The sequence below is a fragment of the Nostoc sp. T09 genome, from assembly GCF_002154695.1.
Classification (GTDB): domain Bacteria; phylum Cyanobacteriota; class Cyanobacteriia; order Cyanobacteriales; family Nostocaceae; genus Aulosira.
The window spans coordinates 1-24180 of the sequence record NZ_MTAV01000160.1; the positions used below are offsets into that span (position 1 = coordinate 1).

Genomic DNA, 24180 nt, shown 5'->3' on the forward strand with positions numbered 1-24180 from the left:
GGGGTTTCCCCCATGAGCAACTGCTGAACCCGAAGGGGAACAGGGAACGGGGAACAGGGGCAGAAAAAAACAGGCTTATCCGAACTGTATTGACCCTAGTCCTAGTTGATGTATGAGAATGATCCAAAAAAGTTGCAAGCCTAAACACTAAGTGCAAGGCTTGAGGTAAGAATCTTCAATTTTAATTTTGGGCAGCAGTACTAGGCTGGGACGACAAATTTCTCGCTACCAGCCAGATCAAAAGCAGCATGAATTGCTTGTAAAGCCTTACTACCTTGCTCTTGCGGCACAACACAGCTAATTTTAATTTCTGAGGTAGCAATCATTTGAATATTAATTTGGTTTTGAGCTAGGGCCTCAAACATTTTTGCGGCTACACCTGGTTGTCCTACCATGCCAGAACCCACGATACTAACCTTAGCGATCGCACTGTCAAGGACAACTTCACCCCAACCTAATTCTGTAGCTGCTTGGGAAAGCATCTTTTGAGCATTTTCCCCATCAATGCGGGAGACAGTAAAGGCAATATCTCTTCGAGGTATGCCATCAACTACTCGACAGCGTTGAGATTGGATAATCATATCAACGCTAATGTTGTGCTGTGCCAATAATCCAAATAGTTTCGCCGCCATCCCCGGACGATCTGGTACTTGGCGAATTGCAAGCCGCACTTGATTCATATCCAAAGCTACGCCACGAACGGGGGGAGAACTTGGGGACAAGGGGGACAGGGGAGAGGGGGGGAACAGGGGAGAAGTTTCTTCAATGATTCTTCTTTGTCCTCCTTGTCCTCCTTGTCCTCCTTGTCCTCTTTGTCCTCCTTGTCCCCTTGTCCTCTCTTCCTCTGCTTCAATTTCAAAGGTACTACGGAGTGCAGCGACGGCGCGATCGCATTCTTCGGCAGCAACTACGCAGCTAACTTTGACTTCACTGGTAGAAATCATGTGGATGTTGACACCTGCTTCGGCCAAGGTAGCAAACATCTGGGCTGCAACACCGGGACGCCCAATCATTCCTGCTCCCGAAATGCTGACTTTGGCGATATTTTGCTCGATCATCACCTCTGCTTCTTCGGCTTTGGCGTGATGGCTTCTCAGTGCGGGTGCGATCGCGGCGGCTACTGCTTCTGCTCGCTTTAATATTGGTGTGGTAACAGTAAAAGCGATGTCATTAGTATTACCTTCATGTATCGATTGGATAATTAAATCCACGTCTACATTTTGTCGGGCGATTTCACCAAATAACCTGGCTGCTACCCCTGGTTTATCAGGTACACGCAATAAAGCTACTCTTGCTTGGTCGGTATCAAACTCTACTCCATCTACTGCCCGAGCAATTTCTAAATTCACGAGCGATCGCCCTTGGGGTGCAGGTGATGTCACCCAAGTACCAGGTTCATCAGTCCAGCTAGACCTAACCACTAGGGGTACACCATAGTTACGCGCAATTTCTACAGCCCGGGGATGTAAGACTTTTGCTCCTAAGCTTGCCAGTTCTAACATTTCGTCGCTGGTGATTTCTGCCAGCAGTTGAGCTTGGGGAACTAAGCGCGGGTCTGTAGTGAGAATCCCTGGCACATCTGTATAAATTTCACAAAAATTCGCTCTTAACGCCGCAGCCAAGGCCACAGCTGATGTATCAGAACCGCCACGCCCCAAGGTTGTAATTTCTAATTCTCCTGTGCTGGATATGCCTTGAAATCCTGCTACAACAACAACTTTACCTTGATTGAGATGGCGCTCCATGCGTTCAGTTTCAATGTGCAAAATCCGAGCGCGGGTGTGTTCTGCTTCAGTGACAATGCCTACTTGAGCACCAGTCATTGAAATTGCTGGTTGTCCAATCTCCTGCAATGCCATACTTAATAGAGCAATAGTTACCTGTTCCCCGGTAGAAAGCAGCATGTCCATTTCTCGGCGGCTAGGATTTGGAGAGATAGCATTAGCTAGCTTGACAAGTCCATCAGTGGTTTTGCCCATTGCGGAAACCACCACCACAAGCGAGTTTCCGGCTTTAACAGTCTTATAAACCCGCTGGGCAACAGCTTGAATACGTTCGACTGAACCAACAGAGGTACCACCGTATTTCTGAACTATGAGCGACATAAATTTTCTTCAATCAATTTGCTGCTTTCATCAACGCCGCCGCCGATTTGGGAAGCTTGCAAGGCATTGCCAGTTATTTAGTTTACAGAATATCGCGCTTAGTCCGATAGACCCTGTGGTATAAGTTATGGATTGATCACATTTTTATTTAGATTAGTTTACATTAGACAGTCTGATTCTGATTTATCGACTATGGCAATGAATTAAATAGTTGACAATTAAAACAGCAAATTGTTACTACTTATATCTCAATTGAACTCAGGAAAAGCAGCTAGCATTAACCTTGAGAGCTAAGTGGCACTAATTCCTCAATAAATAACGCGTCTCAATTCCTTGAGGAATAGCTGTAAGCACTAGGCGAGGTTGAATGACACCATAGGATAGAAGCCAAATGAGTCCAAAAGTCAACAAAGTATTGAAGCAGTCCGGGGTAATTCCTTATAGAATTCAAGATGGCAAAGTCGAAGTATTGCTGATCACCAGCCGCGATCGCCAAAATTGGGTAATGCCTAAAGGAGATATTCCTAATGGCATGAGTCCACCTGATTCAGCCGCCAAAGAAGCTTGGGAAGAAGCTGGAGTAATTGGCCAGGTAAATACTCGTGAAATTGGTACTTACAAGTATCGCAAACAAGGCAAAAATTACCGTGTCAAGATGTATTTATTACCAGTAGAGGCAGAGAGTGAAGACTATCCAGAAGCAGGCCATAGAGAACGGCAGTGGCTAGATGTATCAAAAGCCATTAGACGGATTAAAATTACTTCGCTCAAACGAATTCTGAAGGTCTTGCTACTAACTGAATTGTTCTTTTGCTATCTCATTATGTTTAATTTTATTGTCAGTTACTAATCGCCTGACTAACTTGCAGACTTTAATGCATCTAGAGCGAGATTTAATTTCAAGACGTTGACCCCAGGTTCACCAAAAATACCCACAAAGCGACCATCAGTATTTTGATTAATCAAAGTTTCTAACTGTTGGGGTGGGAGTCCTCGCGCCTTGGCGACACGGGCAACTTGCGCTCTAGCGGCTTCGGGGGTAATGTGGGGGTCAAGGCTGGAACCAGAAGTATAAATCAAGTCTGCGGTAGGTGGCACATTTGCTTTTTTCAAACGATTTAAATCGCCTTCAATCCGTTTTTTGGGATCGGGATCATCTTTGCCTTTGATGCGTTCTAGTAAGGCTGAATTGCTGGGAGCTAGGTTACTAGCACCAGAAACCCCTGTTTTTAACACTCCAGCTTCATCCTTTTTGGGATCGGCGGTGCTGTAGCTGGTGGTACTGGGGCGACTGTTAAAATAGCGATCGCTTGTAAAGGGTTGACCAATTAAAGCAGAACCCACAACTTGACCTTGGCTATCTTTGATCAAACTACCATTAGCTTGAGATGGAAATATAATCTGCCCAAAAGCAATCATTGCAAACGGATAGATAATCGCTCCAATTACCCAAAGTACAGCAGTAGAACGAATTGCTCTGCTGGCTTCTCTTGCAAAACTCATTAGAATTTCTCCGGTACGAACATTACAAAAAACAAATAAATAGAAAGACTTAGTGTTACAAGTCCCAACAATCCCAACGCCCAAGCTTGAGAGCGAGAAAACTGTTCACCCGTGGCTGCATAAACAACAGGCGCAACCACAAGGTTGAAGCACATTCCCAGGAATAGGTATAAAGGCAGTTTTTGCTTGCGCCACTCTGACCAGATTTCGGTGATATCTTCAAGTGTTTGGGTGAAAGTTGGATGTTTCATAACAGTGTTGAGTAGTTATATCAAAGAAAACTAAAAACTCCTTATTCTCTCTGCGTCTCTGCGCCTCTGCGTGAGACTAATTCCAGTACTTGAAATTAAGAAAGAGGCAAGATGACATCAATAAGTTTGATGGCGATAAAAGGTGCAATAATACCGCCCACGCCATAAATGAAAATGTTGCGTTTTAATAGTTGATCTGCCGTTAGAGGACGGAACTTCACGCCTTTGAGTGCTAGGGGAATGAGTGCTGGGATAATTAGAGCGTTGTAAATTAACGCTGAAATAATCGCAGATTGGGCACTTTTTAAAGCCATAATATTCAGTGCGCCAATTCCTGCTGCTGCAAAGATTGTCGGGATGATAGCGAAATACTTGGCAATATCGTTGGCGATGGAGAAAGTTGTTAACGCCCCACGGGTAATGAGCAACTGTTTACCAATTGTCACCAAATCAATCAGCTTGGTGGGGTCTGAATCCAAGTCCACCATGTTAGCTGCTTCTTTGGCAGCTTGTGTACCAGAGTTCATCGCCACACCCACGTTGGCTTGAGCTAATGCAGGTGCATCATTAGTACCATCTCCAGTCATTGCCACCAGCTTACCTTGAGATTGTTCGGAGCGAATTACGCTAATCTTGTCTTCCGGTGTGGCTTCGGCAATAAAATCATCTACTCCAGCTTCTTGAGCAATTACACCAGCGGTAATGCGGTTGTCACCTGTAAGCATGACTGTTTTAACACCCATACGCCGCAGTTGGTCAAAGCGTTCCCGCAAGCCAGGTTTAACAATATCTTTGAGATAAATCACGCCGAAAATTTGGTCATCTTGACAAACAGCTAATGGTGTACCACCTAATCGGGAAACTCGCTCATAAGCTGCATCTACATCATCAGGAATTCGACCGCCACGAGAACGGACAAAGCCCTTAATCGCATCTACCGCCCCTTTACGGACTTGCTTACCATTGGGTAGGTTGGTGCCACTCATCCGGGTTTTGGCTGAGAATTCCACACCTTCTGCTTGTTTGTAGTCGAAATCAACCTCTACTTGGTAATTTTCGGCTAGTTTGATAATCGACCTGCCTTCTGGTGTTTCATCAAATACACTGGCAGCTAGAGCAACTCGTGCCACATCTTCAAGTGTGTAGCTATTCACAGGGATAAACTCATCAGCCATTCTGTTACCCAAGGTAATAGTACCTGTTTTATCAAGCACTAAGGTATTGATATCACCACAGGCTTCTACTGCTCGTCCAGAGGTGGCGATCACGTTAAACTGGGCAACTCTATCCATGCCAGCAATACCGATCGCACTGAGCAAACCACCGATAGTTGTGGGTATTAAAGCTACCAGTAATGAAATCAAGATAGCAACGCTAGCACCTGCACGTAAACTGTTTCCGGCTTCTGCTCCAAACACAGTGCTGATAAAGTTGGCGATGTAGCCGACAAAGGGAGACATGGTTGCCACCACAATTAAGAAGACTTGTGTGAGTACGGCTAACAATACTGTTAGGGCAATTTCGTTCGGAGTTTTAGATCTTTCTGCTCCTTCTACTAGCGCTATCATGCGATCGATAAAGCCCTGTCCAGGATCGGCTGTAATGCGAATTGTCAACTCATCTGAAAGTAGACGTGTACCTCCTGTTACGGAACTGGCAATATCTGTACCTGGTTGCTTGAGTACAGGGGCAGATTCTCCAGTAATTGCCGACTCATCTACCGAACCGATGCCTTGAAGGACTTCGCCATCGGCAGGAATCATGTCATTGGCAATTACTTTTACCAAATCGTCTCGCCGCAATTCCGTAGAATTAACTTGCTGTATGGTTCCATCAGGGAGGACTTTACGGGCAATAGTATCGGAACGTGTTGACCTCAAGGAATCTGCTTGTGCTTTACCTCGTCCTTCAGCGACTGCTTCTGCAAAATTGGCAAATACCAGTGTGAAAAAGAGAATGAAGGTAATGATTCCGTTTAACAGGCGTTGCTGATTGACATTTGCCTGTAATGTGCCAAATAAATTAGGGTCAAGAGTTACTAAAAAAGTGACAATTGTTCCTACCCAGACAACAAACATTACTGGGTTCTTCACAGTAATTCGCGGATCGAGTTTGACAAATGACTCTTTAATTGCTCTTTGATAAAGTCCCCGCATATCTGCTTTAGGCGTGTGCCTGCGCGAGTCACGAGTTCCCTGAGGAACACGAGGCGGGCGGGGTGAAGGGGAGGAGTCTATATTGGTGGTCATGGATTATGGAGACTGAGGAGATAAGGAAGGCAAGGGAAGGAAGACAAGGGGGACAAAGGGGACAAGGGAGACAAGGAAGACAAGGAAGAAGATTAGTGGAACAAACTGCGTTGTAAATTTATGATGTAGTTTGAGCCTTTGAGGTTGGAGTTTGAGGCTTTGAGGCTGACGGTTGAGCCTTTGAGGTTGGAGTTTGAGCCTTTGATGTCGGAGGTTGAGGCTTTGAGGCTGACGGTTGCACCTTTAAGGCTGACAGTTGCACCTTTGAGGCTGACGATTGCGCCTTTGATGTCGGAAGTTGCACCTTTAAGGCTGACAGTTGCACTTTTGATGCCGGAAATTGCGCCTTTAAAACTAAAATTTCGAGATGGACAAATGACCAATGACAAATGACAAATGACAAATGACAAATGACCAATGACAAATGACAAATGACCAATGACCAATGACAAATGACAAATGACTTATCCAATACCTTTCGCAATCCAAAAAGCTTCACCGATGGGGCCGAATGCTAATACTGGGAAGAATGTCAGTGCGCCCAAGATTAAAATTACGCCTGCGGTTACGCCTGTAAATAGTCCGGTGTCGGTTCGCAATGTTCCAACAGTGAGAGGAACTTGTTGTTTGCGGGACAGATTATCTGCTAGTAAGAGTAAGCCGATAATGGGGATGTAGCGTCCTGCGAGGAGACTGAAGCAAGTACTAAGGTTCCACCACAAAGCAGTTGCGGTGGTTTTTGCGCCAGTTGCAATAGCTAAAGGTGATGGTTGAGAATCTCCTAAGCCTTCAAATCCAGAACCGTTATTAGCCGCAGCTGAGGCATATTCGTAAATGACTTGAGCAAAACCATGAAAGCCGGGATTGCTGATTCCTGCTAGTTGATCGGGAAACGCTAAAGCTATTCCCGCCGGAATCATGATGGCGATGGGGTGAACTAAGAGAATGAGAAAACTGGCAAGTACTACCTCACGCTTTTCTATCTTGCGTCCGAGAAATTCTGGTGTGCGTCCTACCATTAAACCTGTGGCAAATACTGCCAAAATCAAGTAGGCAAACAGGTACGCTGTTCCTGTACCCTGTCCACCCCAAATGATTTGCAAGAACATATTCGAGAGGGTGACAAAACCACCGTTAGGCATGAAAGAGTCGTGCATACTATTGACTGCACCAGTCATTGTCCCTGTGCTTACTGTCGCAAACAGCGCCGACTGCGCCCAACCAAACCGAACTTCTTTACCCTCTAGGTTCGGTTGTGTACTTCCCAGCAGTGCATTCACTGCCGGATTACCGTTATATTCTCCAATGGCATTAACAATCACAAATGTGAGAAAAAGCACACTCACCATGCCATAGACTAACCAAGCTTGTTTGGTGTTGTTAGCAAACAAACCGTATGTGTAGATCAGAGATGTGGGAATTGACAGCATCGCCACAACCTGAATTAAGTTAGAAAACCCATTGGGATTTTCAAAGGGATGTGCTGAGTTGATGGCGAAAAAGCTGCCGCCGTTTTCTCCTAGCTGTTTGATGATTTCAAAATGGGCTACAGGGCCACGAGCGATCGCCTGACTAATACTAGAATCTTCTAAGGTGGGAAATACAACTGGCCCTGCTAGAGTTTCGGGAACACCAGCTGCCATCAGCGCAATACCACCCACAATACAAATAGGTAGCAAAATTCGCGTAATTGAGCGAATCAAATCCACGTAGAAATTGCCCAAAGATCTACCAGTCAATCCGCGAATAAAGGCAATCCCCACTGCTAAACCAGTCGCCGCCGAGGTGAACATATGATAACCAAGTCCCCAGATTTGACTGGCATAGCTGAGGTAGGTTTCACCAGAGTAGTGCTGTTGGTTGGTGTTGGTGATGAAAGAAATGGTTGTGTGCAGCACTGTATCCCAGGTTGGCGCACCTATCTTAGTAGGGTTGAGGGGCAACCATCCTTGATTCATGATGATCAAAAATATCAGCAACGCCATGACTACATTGCTGTACAGAATGGCTCTTGCATACTGCCAACCTGTCATATTTTCTTTAATTTGAACGCCAACTAAGGAATAAAGTACTCGTTCAACTGGGTTCAAAATTGGGTCGAGAAAAGTGCGCTGTTCTTGGTAGACACGCGCCATGTATCGTCCAAAAAAGGGAGTTATTGCTACTACAATTAGTAGCGTTAATATAATTTGAATCCATCCTTCTAGCATGGGTTATACCATTTTTTTAACGCAGAGTGACGCTGAGTAAGCGCAGCAAAAAGTTCCTCGAAGCCGGGTTTCCCGGCGTAGGAAACTTTTCAAGACAGAGGAACGCTGAGTTTTTCTAAATTTAATTAGATCGTCGATGTATTTGCTAATAAAAACAAGATATAGAAGATATAAAATTCGGTTTATTATTTATATATCTAGCGTTTAGTCAGTTTATATATTTTCTAAACGCTGACTTGTGTTCAAATTGTGTATCGCGATTACTTTTGAGTTTTTAAAGATTAAATAACGGTGAAAGCTTTGCCAGCAACCATAGTTTGAAAAACTAGTGTCTAAATTCAAAGCATACTGGATAGAATCAGTCTCTAAACTAAATATATATTTTTTATCTAAACGCTATCTTGACTGTTGTGAATCAAAGAAATTTCACTAAGATTAAGGTAAGAATTTAATTATTGGTTATATAGTTAACAGCTTGCATGACAAAAAAGCCATCATAAATGAGACTATTTACAGCTAAATTAATGAATAAAAACTCCCAATTAACCAGATTTGTAGCCATTTTGGGGCTGTTTGTTGCTGTCATGTTTATGGAGTTTTCCACACCCACTGAATATGTGTTTGGATATCTTTATACAGGCCCAATATTATTGACAAACTCATGGTTTGGGAGAACTGCAACCTTACAGGCAACATTGATTGCAGTATGTTTAACGATTTTGAATCTTTTCTTACCAGGGGGTGAAGCGATCAAGGCATCGACAGTTGCAGATCGCGCGATCGCAGTTATGGCTTTGATTGTCACTGGTGTTTTAAGCGATCGCCTGCGTCGTTCCCAAGAAGCGATCGCTCTCACCCGTGCCAAGCTAGAATCTCAAGAGGAATTAGTCAAAGTCAGAGAAGATTTTGCCTCTACACTCACCCATGATTTAAAGACGCCACTGCTAGGCGCAATTGAAACTATCAAAGCATTTCAACAAGAAAAATTTGGCCCCGTCTTACCAGCCCAACAGCAAGTGTTGGACACAATGGCACGCAGCCACAAGACTTCTCTACAACTTTTAGAAACTTTGTTAGATATCTATCGCAACGATACTGAAGGCTTAAAGCTGAACTTAGCACCTGTAGATTTAACTAACTTAGCAGAAGATGTGGCTGGTAGTTTGATTGAATTAGCTGCCAATCGTCGTGTTCATCTGTCGGTTAGTTATGGTGATTCTGATTGGCGAAGTGCACTGTGGGTTCAAGGTGATGTACTGCAACTACAACGAGTTTTTAATAATCTGTTAGTGAATGCGATTAATCATTCCCGACGTGGTGCGCGGGTAGAAGTAGTCTTGGAACCACAAGCCTCTTACCAGGTGGTAAAGATTTTAGATACGGGTGCAGGTATTGGTTCAGAACAGTTTCCTTATTTATTTGAACGATTTTATCAAGGACATAGTAATCGCCAAGCCAAGGGTTCGGGATTAGGGCTTTATCTATCTCGCCAAATTATTGAAGCTCACGGAGGTATAATTTGGGCAGAGAACAGAGTACCAACTGGTGCTATGTTTGCTTTCAAATTGCCCGTTTACCCATTTCAATCTGCTCTAACTGTGTGAAATGTCCTCTATCCCAATCAAAATTCTGCTTGTTGAGGACGATGAACTCTTCCGATTGGGTTTGCGCGTGCGATTGCAACAAGAACCAGGGTTAGAGATTGTCGCTGAGGCTGAAGATGGTGAAACAGCTATTGAGTTAGTTAAGCAAAGTCTTCTAGATGTGGTGCTGTTGGATGTAGGTTTGCCAGGAATTGGCGGAATTGAAGCTTGTAGACTAATTAAGCAGCAAAATCCCCTGCTACCTATCTTAGTATTGACTTCTCATTCCCAAAAGCCTCTAATAACGCGTTTGATTGAAGCAGGCGCTCAAGGCTACTGTCTCAAAGGAATTGCGGCGGAAAAATTAGTTTTGGCACTGCGTTCTGTGGCGGCGGGTGCTTCCTGGTGGGATGCAACTGCAACAAAAGAAATTCGTTCTTCTTTTTCCTGTGAACAGTCTCAATCAGACTCAGAAAAGATGACAAAGTCTGCCAATCCTCTGACGCAGCGCGAACAGGAAATTCTGTCGCTGTTAGCGGCTGGAAAAACCAATCAAGAAATTGCTCATGCATTATATATTGCACCTGGAACAGTGCGAGTTCATATTCATGCGATTTTACAGAAATTGGAAGTAAGCGATCGCACTCAAGCTGTGGTTGTGGCTTTACAAAAACGGTTGATTAAACAAGAGTAGGAATCTGCTAATTTTCCACAGCCCAATCTAAGGCTGTAGCTATTTGAGTGGCTAATTCTAGCGGATTGAAAGGTTTAGCGATCGCACTTGCCATCCCCATCTGCGCATAACGACGACGATCCGCAGCTTGAATCTTAGCCGTTAACAAAATCACAGGAATATCTTTAGTTGCTGCATTTGCTTGTAATTTCTCAAAGGTAGTGATCCCATCCATATCTGGCATCATGACATCTAGTAAGATGGCATCTGGTTGCCAAGCTTCGGCTTTGATGATGCCTTCTTTACCAGAACTCACCGTCATCACTTCCCAAGCAGCAACGGTTTCCAAGCAAATTTTGGCAACTTCTTGAATATACTCTTCGTTATCAACCACTAGAATTCGCTTCGTTGTCATTACTGCCGCCTTCTTGTTGATTCTGTGTAATCCGCTGAAGTAGCTCCATTACGCGTTGTTCAAATTCTTGGGTTGTTACACGTCCTTTGGTTAAAAATTCTGTATGTCCTAAATTCAGACGCTGGCGTTCAGACTCGTCCAAATCTGTAGCTGAGTAAACCACCACAGGAGTGCTACACAGTTGATTGTGCTGCTTTAGCCAATCTACCACTGCAAACCCATCACTTTCTGGCAGAATCAAGTCAAGAATCAGTAAGTCAGGATTGACTTCTTGGCTGAGGCGGATTGCTTCCCGTCCACTTTGGGCAAGGAAGGTTTCAATGTCATGTCTTTCAAACAGCGCGATCAGTAGTTCTGCTACATCATTGTCGTCTTCGACAATCAGAATCCGAACTCGCTTGGAAGATTTAACCACCACTTGTCTAAGTGACTGCAACAGGTAACTTTCTTCGACTGGTTTACTTACCCAATCAGCAAAGTCTACACTGGGTTGAGAATTGAAACTTGGTTTGTAGACACTACAAATCACAATCGGAATATCCTTTGTATCTGCCCGCTCTTTTAATACTGCCATTGTTTCCCAACCATTCATACCAGGCATTAACAAATCCAATACAATTACATCTGGATGTTGGGTTGCAGCTAAGGCGATCGCTTCTTCACCAGTAGTCACAGTTACTACTCGATAACCACCTTTTTTGAGTAAATTTTGTAACTCGCTACTAATTGCCGGATCGTCGTCGCAGATTAGTACTAGGGGGGCATAATGAGACTTGAATCCAGAGTCTTGAGTTGTAGCTAAGTCCACATGCGGAGACAGCAGAATTGGCAGGGTGAAGTAAAAACTACTGCCTGCATTTAAGGTACTCTCAACCCAAATGCGTCCCCCATGCTGTTGCACAATGCTCTTACAAATTGCCAAGCCCAAACCAGTGCCATCATGGTTGCGTGAATCTGAAGAATCAACTTGTTGAAAGCGCTCGAAAATACTATCAAGTTTGGTAGCTGGAATACCGCGTCCGGTATCTTTGACTGTAAATACAAGTTCATTGCCCTGTTGGGCTGCTACCAGCCAAACCGTTTGTCCCGTACTCGAAAATTTAATGGCGTTACTCAGTAGATTAGTTATGGTTTGGACAATCCGATCTGCATCTACCCATAACTGGACGGATAAGCTGGAAATGGATAGTTTTACCCCTGCTTTCTCTGCTAGTGGCTGCATGATATTCACTGCTGATTCGATCAAGTCAGCAACATCGCAGGTTTCTCGTTCCATTTTCACCCTACCCGACTCGATCCGCTCTATATCCAAAATGTCGTTAATCAGACGGACTAGGCGATCGGTGCTATCTGTAGCAATTTGCAGTAGGCGTTTTCCCTGGTCTGATGCGGGTGAGAGCAAACCACTGACTAGCATTCCTAGCGAACCGTGAATCGAAGTCAGAGGTGTGCGGAGTTCGTGACTCACAACGGAGACAAACTCATCTTTCATCCGTTCGATTTGCTTGCGTTCTGTAACATCACGTAATATCACAGTATAATAAAATTCTTCTCCTCTATCTACTTTAGAGATAGAGGCCTCCGCCGGAAATTCCGTGCCATCTTTACGACGACCAAATATTTCCCGCCGTTCCCCCATCCTGCGGGCCAGACTGGGAGATTTGCCAAAGTCAACGACATGGTGACGATGGACCTGAGCAAAGCGTGATGGTAATAGTAAATCTAGCTTCTGCCCGATCGCTTCTTGGGCAGAATAGCCAAAAATCTTCTCTGCTCCTTGGTTAAATAAGATAATTTTTTGGGCAGCATCGATGGAAATAATGGCATCATCAGCAATATCTAAAATGCGGACAAACTTTGCTTGCGAGATGCGCAGTTGTTCCTGTATTCGCTGGCGCTCATCGAGTTCTGACTGTAATTTGCGATTGAGACTAATTAATTCAGCAGTCCGCTCTGCAACTCGCAATTCCAATTCGCTATTAGCTCGATGGAGAAACGCCTCAGTTTGTTTGCGCTGAGTAAGATCACGAGCGATAAATTGAGATGCTGGTTGACTTTGGTAAGTAAAAGCCGCCGCCGCTATTTCCAGCGCGATCGCTGTCCCATCCAACCGCAGAAATTGTGCTTCATTTAGGGGAATTGCCTGTTTGAGTTCTCTCAGGAGTCTAAAGTTTTCGCTCAAAGCCTGCTGTGAGTTGGGGTGTACAAAGTCAAGTATGTTTTTACCAAGTAATTCTTCTGGCTGGGTTGCCCCAAAAAGCTTGACTGCGGCACTATTGACAAAGATAAAATTCCCGTTGTTTTCGATAAAAATTGCTTCTGGGCAAAGTTCTACTAACTGTTGATAGCTTTGCTGACTTTGTTGTAGCGCTGTTTGAGCGAGTTGGCGATCGCGCTGATTGCGCAATGCCATAATCCCATAAGCTAAGTCTGCTGCTAGTGCTTGCAGTAATTCCACTTCATCGTTATCGAAAGACTCTGGTTCGGTGGCGTAAATATTCAACGCCCCAAATACTTCACCATCGGCGATTAAAGGTAAGGCGATCAATGCAGCATAGCCTTGTTTGCTCGCCTGACATTGCCAAATCTCGTAATTAGGATCGGTTAATATATTCTGGATAATACAAGTTTCACCTGTACGAATTGCTGTCCCCGATGGGCCTTTGCCCTGAATTGTGTCTGCCCAACTCAGGTCGAGAGATTGCAAATATCCATCTTCGTAACCTGCTTGCGCGATCGGGCGAATAGTTTTTTGGGCATCATGTTCGGCAAAACCAACCCACGCCAAACGATAGCCACCAACTTCAACGATCATTTGGCAAATTTTTTCTAGCAAATCCAACTCATCTTTGGCACGCACCAGTACTTGGCTGCAATTACTCAACGCCTGAAGCGTCCGATTTACTCGCCGAATTTCTGTTTCTGCCCGTTTATTTTGTGTAATGTCTCGCGTAATTGCTAACTGCACAATTGCACCATCTGCTTCGTAATGCAGAGGTACAGCATGAGTCTCCATCCAACGACGATTGCCCTGACAGCTAAGCATCTCGAACTGTAGAGTACCCTTATTACCTTGACAGATACTTGCGTTAAATTGACGAAATACTTCTCGATCTTCTGGAGCAATCAGAGAATAAACAGACTTGCCAATCAAGTCGCCACTGTTATTTGCCTCCAGCATTAAAAGCCCTGCTGGGTTAATTTCCAACAAAGTACCATCAGATGCAACCAATTTGACACATTCTGGCTCGGCATCAAAAATGGCTCGCCAGCGATTTTCTGGTTCGTCAACTTTATTGCTATGACTGTTAGTCACGCGCCGCAACAGTTTAATTCGCTCTAAGCGATTAATAATCCGCGTCACAAGTTCTGGCCCGACGATGGGCTTACTGACAAAATCATCAGCACCAACACTAAATACTTGGTTCACAATTTCGGCATCACTATGAACCGTGAGAAACAAAATCGGCAACTCACTCCAACGGGGATCGTTCCGTACTACTTTGCACAGTTCAATCCCATTGGTATAAGGCATTTCCACATCCAGAATCAGCAGATCTGGGGCAACTGTTTCCAAGGTTGACCAAAACTGTTTGGGATCGTCAAGACCAATCACTTTTAGTCCCCAAGGGGCAAGTAAAGTTTGTAACAATGCCAGAATTTGTGGATCGTCGTCTACAGCTAATATCTTGGCTTCAGCATGGGGAGCTTGTTGCAGTACTTGGTTAATTGTCTCTCGTACCCGTGCCGCAGGCATGGGCTTCTGCAAAAAAGTGTGTCCGCCGTTGCGAGCTAGTTGCAAACGATTAGTAAAATCAGTCTGCTCAGTCAAAACTAGCACTGGTATGCGTGGCTGATGTTGGGAAAGTTCTGCGAGTAAACTCAAACTTTCTTCTTGATTAAGAGAAACGCTCAGATCGAGCAGCACCACACTGGGATGCTCTCGGTAGATTATATGTCTAGCAGCTTCAATACTGGTGGCAATTGTAACTTTTACATTCCAGTTAGCAGAATCTTTTTGGAGATTTTCAGCTAAGGTGCGTTGATGCGGAGTATCTTGCCCATAGGCATCGCCATCAATTACCAACACCAAGGGAATTTCATCAGCAATCGGTGGCGAAGATCCAGGTTCATCCTGTTTGCTCTTACTTTCAATTTCTTGACGCAATTGGCTGACCCAATTTTGTAATTTGCTTGTATCTGATTGCGTCAAGGTTTTCTCAGATTTCAGCAGCATCTCTATTTTACGTGCCAGTTTCGAGCCAAGAGGTAAGCCAAAAGTCCCTAGCGAGCCTGCCAAGGTATGCGCTTCTTGGGCGGCTTGCAAACGCAATTCTGGATTTAAAGGCTTCTGGTTTACAGTTACGGCTTGCTCCAGCACCCCTACCTGCTCGTCAACTCGTCCTTGAAATCGCTGCCAAATTCCAGCAACGGCTGCGAGTGTTTGTTGCTGTGATTTGTGATTTGCACTTGCGGATTTTGTGCGGTCTAATTCTCCTTTATTTCCCTGCTCCTCTGCTCCCTGCGGTTTTAGTCGATAGCCAATACCATAGACTGTTTCAATCAAATCGCTGGGCGCTCCCACATTGCGGAGCTTCATTCGTAAACCTTTGATATGGGTGCGAACGGCTTCTTCACCAGGAGTATCATCATAAGACCAGAGATGTTCCAAAATCATGCCGCAACTGAATACCCGGCGACTGTTGCGCAAAAAAAGTTCCAAGAGGGCGTATTCTTTTGGCGTTAATGACAGCAAGTTTTGAGCATAGGTAACTTCACAGCCAATCGGATCGAGGCGTAAATTGCCCCATTCCAGTACAGGTTGCGATGTTTTTCCCCCTCGACGTAATAAAGCCCGGACGCGAGCTACTAACTCCTCTTCGTCAAAAGGTTTAACTACATAGTCATCTGCGCCAGCATCTAGCCCAATTGCCTTGTCGTGACTGCTATCGCGCCCTGTCAATAACAGAACTGGCATTTGCAAACCACGGGAGCGTATATCACGACAAAGACTGATGCCATCTAGCTTAGGCAATATGACATCTAAAAGTATTAAGTCATAATCGTAAGTTTCGATTAAATCCTGAGCAGCTTTCCCATCAGTGGCAATTTCAACTGCATAGTTTTGATTAGCGAGAATCTCGGTGAGTACCTCCGCAAGTAACTCGTCATCCTCTACAACTAAAATCTTCATATCAAAAGCTTTCTTGAAATCCGTGATTTTATAGATAACGAGCAAAAAAAGTTAAATTTAAAATAAAAAATTTAATATTAATCTTTGGCTTAAAGGCATATTAAATGATAAATCTTTAAACATTTACTTTGAATTAACAAATATCAACATTTATCAATCTCCAGAATTTTTTAATCAAGTTTTAGATTAAAAATTTTATACCTGTCTAGAATATAGGTAACGAAAGTCACAGAGATTTTCATCTCTTTTTTATGGGCAACTGCCTTAGGTTTCTATCTTAAATTTTAGATAAATATAGAAATTTTGACATTACGAAACAAAGAAGCGGAAAAATTTTGTCTTCGTTTGAGTATAGTGCGCGATCGCAAAACCCGGATTCAGACCTATTTACATAGATAATGCCCTTACTTTTGTGTAAAGGCATTGAAATAAGTCTATGAATTGTCAAATCTAGGAAACTATGCTGTTCGAGAAGCTTGTTGCTTCCGCTTCATCCACCAGCCCAAAGCACCAGCAACCGCTGTACCACAAAGGGTAAAAGGTTCAGGAACTGATGACGATTGGAGATCGATGGAAGTACTAATTGCAAAGTTGGACTGAGTTGTGTGTCGTTCTGCAAAGAAGAGATTGAAATCATAGGTTTTCCCCAGGGTAAGACCCAGAGTATCAAGATTCACGCTTTGCGTCTCTGCTGTGTGAACTCCACCAAGATCTATGGCAAGTTTTTTATCCAGGAAAACCCACAGATCGTCGTCTCCAGTAAACGTAAAGGTTTCTCCACCCTGATAAGTAAACTTGGAAGCGATTTCGTAGGTAAAGTGGAAGTTGTGCGCACGTCCCTGGTTACCTAACAGGTCATTGTCGATTGGGAAGAAACTGTTGTTACTATACGAGAAAATACCAGGAGGATTCCCCGCATCGCTCAGTGTAATCCCATACTGTTTACTCTGATTCACACCAGCAACATCTCGATACCATTGGTCAAAAGCTGCTTGTCCATGAGTTGTAGCAGTACCAATCCCTCCAGCATATACTGGCTTATTGTCTGCACCGAGTGTTGATTTCACAATTCCTAACTCAGCACCAAGTTCTTTTTCAAAGTCTGGATGGGTATCGTTAAAGTCTCGAATTGTTCCTGTCAAGTTGATGGTAGCTGCGCTGGCTGATGAGGCAGTGAATATTACTATGATACCTGCGCTCAAAGCTTTCAGTAATACAGCGAGTTTCGTCATAACTTAATTTCTCCAAAGCGGTAATTTTTGACAACAGGAATCGGTATTCTGGTAGCAATTTCACAAAAAGCAATCTTAAAATGCATCCTGTTTAAGCCAATTTTCCTGAACAGAAAATCACTGGCTGGAAAAGGACGCACAGCAATGAGACAGTAAGCATTTGCGAAGATGGTTTCTTCCGAAGCTTCTGCGGTAATAAGTACAGGGTTTTCTTTAGAGTGACTTAAAGGTTTAGGCTAGGTATAAGTCTGCACAGAGAAAACTTGTCTATATACTTGCTATTTGCGATCGCCAGATATGATTCCTGTAGTTAGATACACCCCCATGTGTGACTGAAAATTAAGCAAAAATCTTGAGTCTTTTGCTTGTAAGTGATATACCTGAAACATAATCAAAAATTGCTTCAAAGTATACTAGTAATTTTGCGGTAGTGCTGCTGTATATTACTACGTAATTTTATAGATAGTTAGACCTATTAAACAATAAAAAAACAATTACTACACGAGTTTTTCATGAAAAAAATACATAATATTTTTTTCTTCTTGTAAAAGATTTTACAAAGGATTAATAAGATAGTAATTTCTGTTTTTTACAGAACGCTGGAAAGTTCAATACTACCTCCTTGTTGTAGTAACTACGGTAGAGTCGGGTATGCAGGGAAACAGGAACAATGTTTTTTAGCAAAATTTTTGTGAAATCATAGCAGAGAAAGCATTACCAGGTAGAGCCAAGTAATGCTTTCAAGAACTCGCAAATATCTACCAATATCTCCAATCAACAGACTTTAATCTTGTAGGGTGGGTTACGAGAAGTTGTAAACCACCCTACATTAGAAGTTACAGAGGTTAATGTACCTAATAGCCAACTGAGTATTCACTGCCAGACATACAGCAGGACAAACAAAACAATCCAGATGACATCGACAAAGTGCCAGAACAACGAAGTGGCATTAACACCGAAGTGACCAGTGTCATAATTACCCGGAATAAAAGAGCGAACTAAAATAATCAGCTGCAACAAGATGCCGGTGAATACGTGCAAACCGTGGAAGCCTGTTAGCAGGTAGAACATCCCACCAAATACCCCTGAAGTAAAGCCAAAGGCGAGGCTGTTCCATTCAATCGCCTGTCCTACCAAGAAGTAGCTGCCCATAGCCATTGTAGCTAAGAGAAACAAACGAAATTTCATTAAGTCATGGCGCTGGAGAGCTCGTTCTGCCAGGTAAATCACAAAGCTACTGGAAACCAGAATCACTGTGTTGATTGCAGGTTCCTTAATTTCTAGCCCAGAAACGCCGACTGGTAGCCAGTTAGGAGTTGTTATTTTGTAAACAATATATCCAGCGAAAAAACTTAAGAAAATGACGCTTTCTGAAACTAGGAAGACAATGAAGCCAAACATCTTGTTGCCTTCTTCGTCGTGGGTATGCTCACCGCCTGTGTGATGCAACTTCCCGGATGTGAGATAACTGTCCATTGCTTAAATTCTCCTTGATCTTGCACAAGAGGCTTGAGTGATGGGTAATTGAGAGTGATGAATGGGAAAGGCAGATGAGGGAGGAATAAACGAACCGCCAAGAACCCCAAGAACGCCAAGTAAAAGAGGGACTCATTAAGTGCTTCAGCAAAACTTTGCGTCCCTTTGCGTTTAAAAAATTACTTCCCTCATTTCTCCTCAGAAATAGCATCAGCAATCAATGGTTCCGACTTACCGTAGCCGTAGGGTTCGCTAATCACGATGGGAATTTCTTCAAAGTTCTCTACTGGGGGTGGTGAAGAAACCAACCATTCCAAACCAATTGCGCGCCAAGGATTATCAGGTGCTTTCTCACCATGCATCCAGGAAACTACCATATTGAAGATGAAGGGCAAGGTAGACATTCCCAAGAGGAACGAACCGAGGCTAGCGATGATATTCCAGAATTCATACTCTGGGGCGTAGGAAGAAACGCGACGTAGCATCCCTTGCAATCCTAAGGGGTGCATAGGCAAAAAGTTGAGGTTAACACCGATGAATGTCAACCAGAAGTGCAATTTGCCCCAGCCTTCGTAGTACATCCGACCGGTCATTTTGGGAAACCAGTGATAGAAGGCTGCATACAAGCCCATTGTCACCGTACCGAAGAGTACATAGTGGAAGTGACCCACCACAAAATAGGTGTTGTTTACATGCACATCAACAGGTACAGAGGAAAGCATAATTCCGACGATACCTGCGAAGACGAACAAAATTAATCCACCTAGGGCAAATAGCATGGGTGTAGTTAGTCGCAGCTTACCACCCCAAATTGTTGCTACCCAAGCAAACACTTTAATACCAGTAGGTACAGATACCAACATCGTTGTCAGCATGAATAGCATCCGCATCCAAGCAGGTGTACCGCTGACATACAAATGGTGTACCCACACAATGGCGCTAACTGCCGCAATCAAGATTGATGAAATAGCAACTACTTTGTAACCAAATAAAGGTTTACGGCTATAAACAGGGAAGATTTCTGAGAATATGCCAAAGATAGGCAGAATAATCACATAAACAGCAGGGTGGGAATAAAACCAGAAGTAATGCTGGAACATAATTGGATTCCCGCCTTTGCTGGGGTCAAAAAAGGCAGTACCAGCAGTAAGGTCGAGTAACAGCATGACTGCACCGACTGTTAAGGCAGGTAGACCAAAGAGTTGGATAATCTGGGCGCTAAATACTGCCCAAACGAACAGGGGCATCCGGAAGAAGGTCATGCCTGGTGCCCGCATTTTGACGATGGTGGTGACAAAGTTAACTGCCCCCATAATCGAAGACACACCAGATATCGCCACTGCTAACAACCAGATGACTTGACCGTTAATCAAGTGACCTGTGGGGTTTTGCAAACTGACTGGTGGGTAAGACCACCAACCTGCTTGGGCTGGGCCACCTGGGGCTAAAAAGCTTCCCATCAATAGAATGCCGACTACTGGCACCATCCAGAAAGCAACGGCGTTGAGGCGGGGAAATGCCATATCTCGCGCCCCAATCATCAAGGGCACTAAATAGTTAGCAAAACCAACGAGTGATGAGCGTACAAGGGACACCCACAGATCTTGCAAGACAGGGAGCATCCACTTTTGGAAGAAACATAATTATTTTTGATTGTAAAAGTCACCGAACAAGATATCCAACGCTGTTCCTTGAATGACATTGTTGCTAGATGTGCCAGTGAGATTATTGATAGGGTTAGTGATGTTAATGATGAAGATATCGCTGGTACTAGCACTGCTGCTGTCTGTAGCTTGGACTTTGATGTTCAATGTTCCGACATCGGTCAGGCTGGGAGTACAACTGAAACTGCGAGTATCAGGGTTAAATTTTAACCAATCGGGTAGAGGTGAGCCATTTTCTAATGTTGCAGTGTAGGTGAGGATGTCGCCTGCGTCTATGTCTGAAAAGCTGTTGGCACGAACTGTGAAGTTGAACAGGCTGTTAGAAGTAGCGGTTTGATCTGCGATCGCATTTCCTAATGTTGGTGGCTTTGTTGCATGAAACAAAAAAAGGGCAGAGCAACTCTTGGTATAGTTGATAATTAGTCTTCCACTTTGTAGCTATCTGGCTTACCTAACTGGATCATGCGGTTAAGCGCAGCACATTGCAGAAATAACTCGACAGCTTGACTGTCAAAAAAGCGTCGTCTTAACTTTCCTCCAAAAATGGTCTGGAGTCGAAACATGGCCGTCTCGGATAAAGAACGGCGATGATAACCGGACTCTTCTTTCCATTGCTTACGTCCAACTTGGCGCACCCGGCGCAGATTTTCATCCCTGGGATGCGGTTGTGCTTTACTGTTTCCATGTTGCTGAATCTTGGCATTACTGCAAGGTGGAATTGTCGCTCTTGCCTCACGAGCCGCGATACCTTCGGCACACTTCGTGAACGCGTCGTAACAGTCGAAGGTGTCATAGCCACCATCACCAGATAGTTGCTCAATAGTTTTAACGAGGTAATTATCATTAATAACAATTAGCGATCGCATGAAATGCATAACTTCATTTTTTGGCTCAAAACTATCAGTAACGATATCAAACCCTAATTGTTACTTTTAAAGAAAATCTGCAAGGATTGGTCTCAAAGCCTTGTAAATATTGGCTTGCAAGTTTTAGGACGGGTCTATTGATTTGGAAATATCTACACAAAGTTTCACCTTTGGTAAACATTAATTCAGCAATACGGGCTTTCTTTTACGGTAATGAGCTTTTTTGAACAAATTAACTCTTTTGGGTTTGGTGCCTAAAGCTGCGTCTACAGAATCTTACAACAAGTCTTGATTACCTAAAAAAATTAAGATTTCAAAATAGACGTAGCTTAAAAGCCTTATTCTGTTTTTGATGAGGTGGTTTAATTAGTATATTACGATCGGATTCTTGGTTAGGTAATTCCCAAATATCTTGTCGTCCCTGTTCTTGGTCTACTAATAACTGAAAATGAGGTGGTAACTGGGAATATTGCCTAAATGACCAGGGTTCTCCATTTGAGAATTCTTTTTCTATGCCATGTAACATAATGTTCGCCCTTGCGAGGAATAAGTTATGATTTTTGAAAATGGTACTCTGGTGGAATTAAGATATTTTCTCAAATCAGGTACTGGCTACCTGTTGCTCCCATCCCCAAGCGATCCCAAGTATTAGAGAATACCTTTTACTTACATTTGGCGATATCTTCGTTAAAAACGTTGTCCCAAAGTGGCTTGACATAAACTTTTGTAGGAATCACACCTGCTTTGAAAAAGGTATCAACAACTTTTTGCTGAGATGTGATCGCCTCTTCAGACACAGGAAATAATTTTTGGAGTCGCTGTTTTTGTCCTTCCTGGGCATCCTTGTAAACAATCTCTTCATCAACATTGATGGCAGTTGCATAGCTTTTCGACCTCTTTTTGTTGAGTTACTTGGGCTGGAGAGGCTGTTGTATTTGCAGTATTATTGTTAGATGATGTGCCCTAATTATTGCTACAACCAGAAAAAATTATAGATGCTACAAACGAGCTTACAGCCACGATTAAAAACCGATGTTTCATTTTAGCTTATTCCTCTAAAAAACAGGTATCAGTCTTCCCTTATATTCTTTATTAATAAAATTTTTAACTTGGGAATGGACGAGTAATTTATTTAACTTTTGAATTTTTTGTTCATTTTCTCGCCCCTGTAATGTGACTAAAGCTAGAGCATATTTCTTATCTTTAGCGGTTTCTGATCCCATAGAATTAGGTTCTATACCTGCTAAAGCAACAGTTTGAGCCGAAGAGACGATGAAATCTACATCATTAATCGCTCGGACAACTTGTACACCTTCTACTTCTTTAATTTTCAAGTTCTTCGGATTAGCTGCAATATCCCTTTGAGTAACGAATTCTCCTATGTTATCTTTTAACTTAATTAGACCATTAGCTGCTAATAATCTTAATCCGCGGTCATTATTAATCACATCGTTGGCAATAGTCACAGTAGCATTCTGGGGAATTTCATTCACTGACTTGAGATTTTTAGAAAAAAGCCCTAGGGTATTTAAATAAACTGTATTTAACGGTACTAAATTAATCTTAAGTTCTTTCACAGCATTATTCATAAAAGGCTGATGCTGAAAGAAATTTGCATCAATCACCTTATCTCTTAATGCTGTATTTGGCTGTATCCAGTCATTAAACTTCACCACCTCAATTTTTAACTTTTCTTGAGGAGCAAGATTCGTGTTAATAAACTTGAGGATATCTTCAGAAACTATACCAGTAACCCCAACTTTAATAATCTCTTCTTGTTCAGTTTTGGCTACAGTTCCAGAAATTCGGCTACAGCCTGCAAAAAGAAGTGAAACGGTAAATGCACTTCCTGCTGTGAGGAAGAAACGGCGACTAGTTTTTGTGAAGGGAAGTAAATGCTGCTTCTTCATAAACAAATTTTAAATTGACAATGAATTAACCCTCACGCAGAGTCACAGAGGAGAGTTGAGTTCTCATATTCATAGCGAACTATCTCCAAAAAAACTCTGCGTACCTCCGCGCGAACTTTGCGCCTCTTTGCGTTAAAAAATTATTTCTTCCTCAACTGTCGTGCCAACAAATCACCCAAAAACTGAATAATCTGCACCAACAAAATCAGCACAATAATTGTGGCAAACATGACTCCCACATCAAATCGTTGATAGCCATATTGAATAGCTAAATTACCCAAGCCACCACCACCAACAGCCCCCGCCATTGCGGAAGAATTCAGAAGACTAACAATTAAAATTGTCACCCCCAAAACTATCGAAGGTAACGCCTCCGGAATGAAAACTTTTAGAACAATTTGCCAATAGTTGCAGCCCATTGCTTCTGCTGCTTCCACTAACCCTTTATCGACTTCAAGAATGCTAGTTTCTGCAATGCGTCCAAAGAAGGGAATAGCTGCGAGGGTAAGGGGAACAAGTGCGGCGGTACTACCAATAGAAGTGCCAACTATTAATCGCGTTAAGGGCGTGAGGACTACAAGTAAAATAATAAATGGGAAAGAGCGCCCAGTGTTAACTATTGCACTTAGTACTTGGTTGAGTTTGGGAGAGTCAAGAACTTTACCAGGGCTAGTCATTACCAACAATAAACCCACCGGCAAACCCAAAAGTATCGCTACAATAGCGGAGATTCCCACCATGTAAAAAGTTTCTTGGGTTGCAAGCAATAAACTGTTAATTAATTCCCATCGGGAGTATGTCAACTTTGCTAGAACAGATGAACTATTGAAGAGTGGCAGAATCAATGAA

The 24180-nt window shown here is 43.2% G+C and carries 18 protein-coding genes and 1 pseudogene; 3 read left to right on the plus strand and 16 right to left on the minus strand.

The features are described from left to right. Window positions 1–200 precede the first annotated feature (200 nt). Window positions 201–2105 (minus strand): aspartate kinase, encoded by a 1905-nt coding sequence (locus BV372_RS27855; protein ID WP_086689726.1) that lies wholly within the window; start codon window positions 2103–2105, stop codon window positions 201–203. Window positions 2106–2496: 391 nt separating this feature from the next. Here BV372_RS27855 and BV372_RS27860 point away from each other — a divergent pair, with 391 nt between their 5' ends. Then, complete coding sequence (locus BV372_RS27860) at window positions 2497–2955, plus strand: NUDIX hydrolase (RefSeq protein ID WP_086689727.1); 459 nt, start codon at window positions 2497–2499, stop codon at window positions 2953–2955. Between the two features lie 8 nt (window positions 2956–2963). Here the strand turns inward: BV372_RS27860 and kdpC are convergent, their stop codons facing one another. From kdpC to kdpA, 5 genes are all read right to left on the minus strand, one after another. Beyond that, the gene (gene kdpC, locus BV372_RS27865; RefSeq protein ID WP_086689728.1) at window positions 2964–3608 is read right to left on the minus strand and encodes a K(+)-transporting ATPase subunit C; all 645 of its coding nucleotides are present in this window, start codon (window positions 3606–3608) and stop codon (window positions 2964–2966) included. Further along, window positions 3608–3859: a potassium-transporting ATPase subunit F gene (locus tag BV372_RS27870; protein WP_086689729.1), complete on the minus strand. Its 252-nt coding sequence runs from the start codon at window positions 3857–3859 to the stop codon at window positions 3608–3610. The genes kdpC and BV372_RS27870 overlap by 1 nt, the downstream gene beginning before the upstream one ends. Before the next feature lie 95 nt (window positions 3860–3954). Beyond that, complete coding sequence (gene kdpB / locus BV372_RS27875; protein ID WP_086689730.1) at window positions 3955–6108, minus strand: potassium-transporting ATPase subunit KdpB; 2154 nt, start codon at window positions 6106–6108, stop codon at window positions 3955–3957. 92 nt (window positions 6109–6200) lie between these two features. Then, window positions 6201–6497 (minus strand): hypothetical protein, encoded by a 297-nt coding sequence (locus BV372_RS35530; protein ID WP_218776782.1) that lies wholly within the window; start codon window positions 6495–6497, stop codon window positions 6201–6203. 75 nt (window positions 6498–6572) lie between these two features. Beyond that, window positions 6573–8318, minus strand: coding sequence for a potassium-transporting ATPase subunit KdpA (kdpA, locus tag BV372_RS27885; protein ID WP_086689732.1), 1746 nt, complete (start codon window positions 8316–8318; stop codon window positions 6573–6575). Between the two features lie 500 nt (window positions 8319–8818). Between kdpA and BV372_RS27890 the strand changes: the two genes are divergently transcribed. Both BV372_RS27890 and BV372_RS27895 read left to right on the plus strand, forming a co-directional pair. Further along, a complete protein-coding gene (locus BV372_RS27890) occupies window positions 8819–9922 on the plus strand; it encodes a sensor histidine kinase KdpD (protein WP_086689733.1) in 1104 nt (367 codons plus the stop codon). Between the two features lies 1 nt (window position 9923). Next, complete coding sequence (locus BV372_RS27895; RefSeq protein WP_086689734.1) at window positions 9924–10595, plus strand: response regulator transcription factor; 672 nt, start codon at window positions 9924–9926, stop codon at window positions 10593–10595. Window positions 10596–10602: 7 nt separating this feature from the next. Here BV372_RS27895 and BV372_RS27900 read toward each other — a convergent pair whose 3' ends face one another. The 10 genes and pseudogenes from BV372_RS27900 to BV372_RS27950 all read right to left on the minus strand — a co-directional run bounded on the left by BV372_RS27900 (window position 10603) and on the right by BV372_RS27950 (window position 24071). After that, window positions 10603–10989 (minus strand): response regulator, encoded by a 387-nt coding sequence (locus BV372_RS27900; protein WP_086689735.1) that lies wholly within the window; start codon window positions 10987–10989, stop codon window positions 10603–10605. Beyond that, on the minus strand, window positions 10961–16183 hold the full coding sequence (locus BV372_RS27905) for a response regulator (RefSeq protein ID WP_086689736.1): 5223 nt from the start codon (window positions 16181–16183) through the stop codon (window positions 10961–10963). The genes BV372_RS27900 and BV372_RS27905 overlap by 29 nt, the downstream gene beginning before the upstream one ends. A gap of 458 nt (window positions 16184–16641) precedes the next feature. Beyond that, a complete protein-coding gene (locus tag BV372_RS27910; RefSeq protein WP_086689737.1) occupies window positions 16642–17415 on the minus strand; it encodes a PEP-CTERM sorting domain-containing protein in 774 nt (257 codons plus the stop codon). A gap of 873 nt (window positions 17416–18288) precedes the next feature. Continuing rightward, on the minus strand, window positions 18289–18891 hold the full coding sequence (locus tag BV372_RS27915) for a heme-copper oxidase subunit III (RefSeq protein WP_086689738.1): 603 nt from the start codon (window positions 18889–18891) through the stop codon (window positions 18289–18291). 188 nt (window positions 18892–19079) lie between these two features. Continuing rightward, window positions 19080–20486, minus strand: a complete 1407-nt coding sequence (locus BV372_RS27920; RefSeq protein WP_256973498.1) for a cbb3-type cytochrome c oxidase subunit I — start codon at window positions 20484–20486, stop codon at window positions 19080–19082. A gap of 48 nt (window positions 20487–20534) precedes the next feature. Then, window positions 20535–20939, minus strand: coding sequence for a putative Ig domain-containing protein (locus tag BV372_RS27925; RefSeq protein WP_179198259.1), 405 nt, complete (start codon window positions 20937–20939; stop codon window positions 20535–20537). Between the two features lie 35 nt (window positions 20940–20974). Further along, a pseudogene (locus BV372_RS27930) lies at window positions 20975–21376 on the minus strand (transposase); the annotation flags it as partial. Window positions 21377–21734: 358 nt separating this feature from the next. Continuing rightward, window positions 21735–21947 carry a hypothetical protein gene (locus BV372_RS27935; protein WP_086689740.1) on the minus strand — a complete coding sequence of 71 codons (213 nt, stop codon included), beginning with the start codon at window positions 21945–21947 and terminating at the stop codon, window positions 21735–21737. Window positions 21948–22476: 529 nt separating this feature from the next. Beyond that, window positions 22477–23331, minus strand: a complete 855-nt coding sequence (locus tag BV372_RS27945) for a MetQ/NlpA family ABC transporter substrate-binding protein (RefSeq protein ID WP_086689741.1) — start codon at window positions 23329–23331, stop codon at window positions 22477–22479. A 140-nt stretch (window positions 23332–23471) separates the two neighbouring features. Then, window positions 23472–24071, minus strand: coding sequence for a methionine ABC transporter permease (locus BV372_RS27950; protein WP_086689742.1), 600 nt, complete (start codon window positions 24069–24071; stop codon window positions 23472–23474). Window positions 24072–24180 lie beyond the last annotated feature (109 nt).

Coding starts and splice junctions, on each gene's coding strand:
- BV372_RS27855 (WP_086689726.1), bottom strand. CDS start 2,105: ATGTCGCTCATAGTTCAGAAATACGGTGGTACCTCTGTTGGTTCAGTC.
- BV372_RS27860 (WP_086689727.1), top strand. CDS start 2,497: ATGAGTCCAAAAGTCAACAAAGTATTGAAGCAGTCCGGGGTAATTCCT.
- kdpC (WP_086689728.1), bottom strand. CDS start 3,608: ATGAGTTTTGCAAGAGAAGCCAGCAGAGCAATTCGTTCTACTGCTGTA.
- BV372_RS27870 (WP_086689729.1), bottom strand. CDS start 3,859: ATGAAACATCCAACTTTCACCCAAACACTTGAAGATATCACCGAAATC.
- kdpB (WP_086689730.1), bottom strand. CDS start 6,108: ATGACCACCAATATAGACTCCTCCCCTTCACCCCGCCCGCCTCGTGTT.
- kdpA (WP_086689732.1), bottom strand. CDS start 8,318: ATGCTAGAAGGATGGATTCAAATTATATTAACGCTACTAATTGTAGTA.
- BV372_RS27890 (WP_086689733.1), top strand. CDS start 8,819: ATGAGACTATTTACAGCTAAATTAATGAATAAAAACTCCCAATTAACC.
- BV372_RS27895 (WP_086689734.1), top strand. CDS start 9,924: ATGTCCTCTATCCCAATCAAAATTCTGCTTGTTGAGGACGATGAACTC.
- BV372_RS27900 (WP_086689735.1), bottom strand. CDS start 10,989: ATGACAACGAAGCGAATTCTAGTGGTTGATAACGAAGAGTATATTCAA.
- BV372_RS27905 (WP_086689736.1), bottom strand. CDS start 16,183: ATGAAGATTTTAGTTGTAGAGGATGACGAGTTACTTGCGGAGGTACTC.
- BV372_RS27910 (WP_086689737.1), bottom strand. CDS start 17,415: ATGACGAAACTCGCTGTATTACTGAAAGCTTTGAGCGCAGGTATCATA.
- BV372_RS27915 (WP_086689738.1), bottom strand. CDS start 18,891: ATGGACAGTTATCTCACATCCGGGAAGTTGCATCACACAGGCGGTGAG.
- BV372_RS27935 (WP_086689740.1), bottom strand. CDS start 21,947: ATGTTACATGGCATAGAAAAAGAATTCTCAAATGGAGAACCCTGGTCA.
- BV372_RS27945 (WP_086689741.1), bottom strand. CDS start 23,331: ATGAAGAAGCAGCATTTACTTCCCTTCACAAAAACTAGTCGCCGTTTC.
- BV372_RS27950 (WP_086689742.1), bottom strand. CDS start 24,071: ATGGTGGGAATCTCCGCTATTGTAGCGATACTTTTGGGTTTGCCGGTG.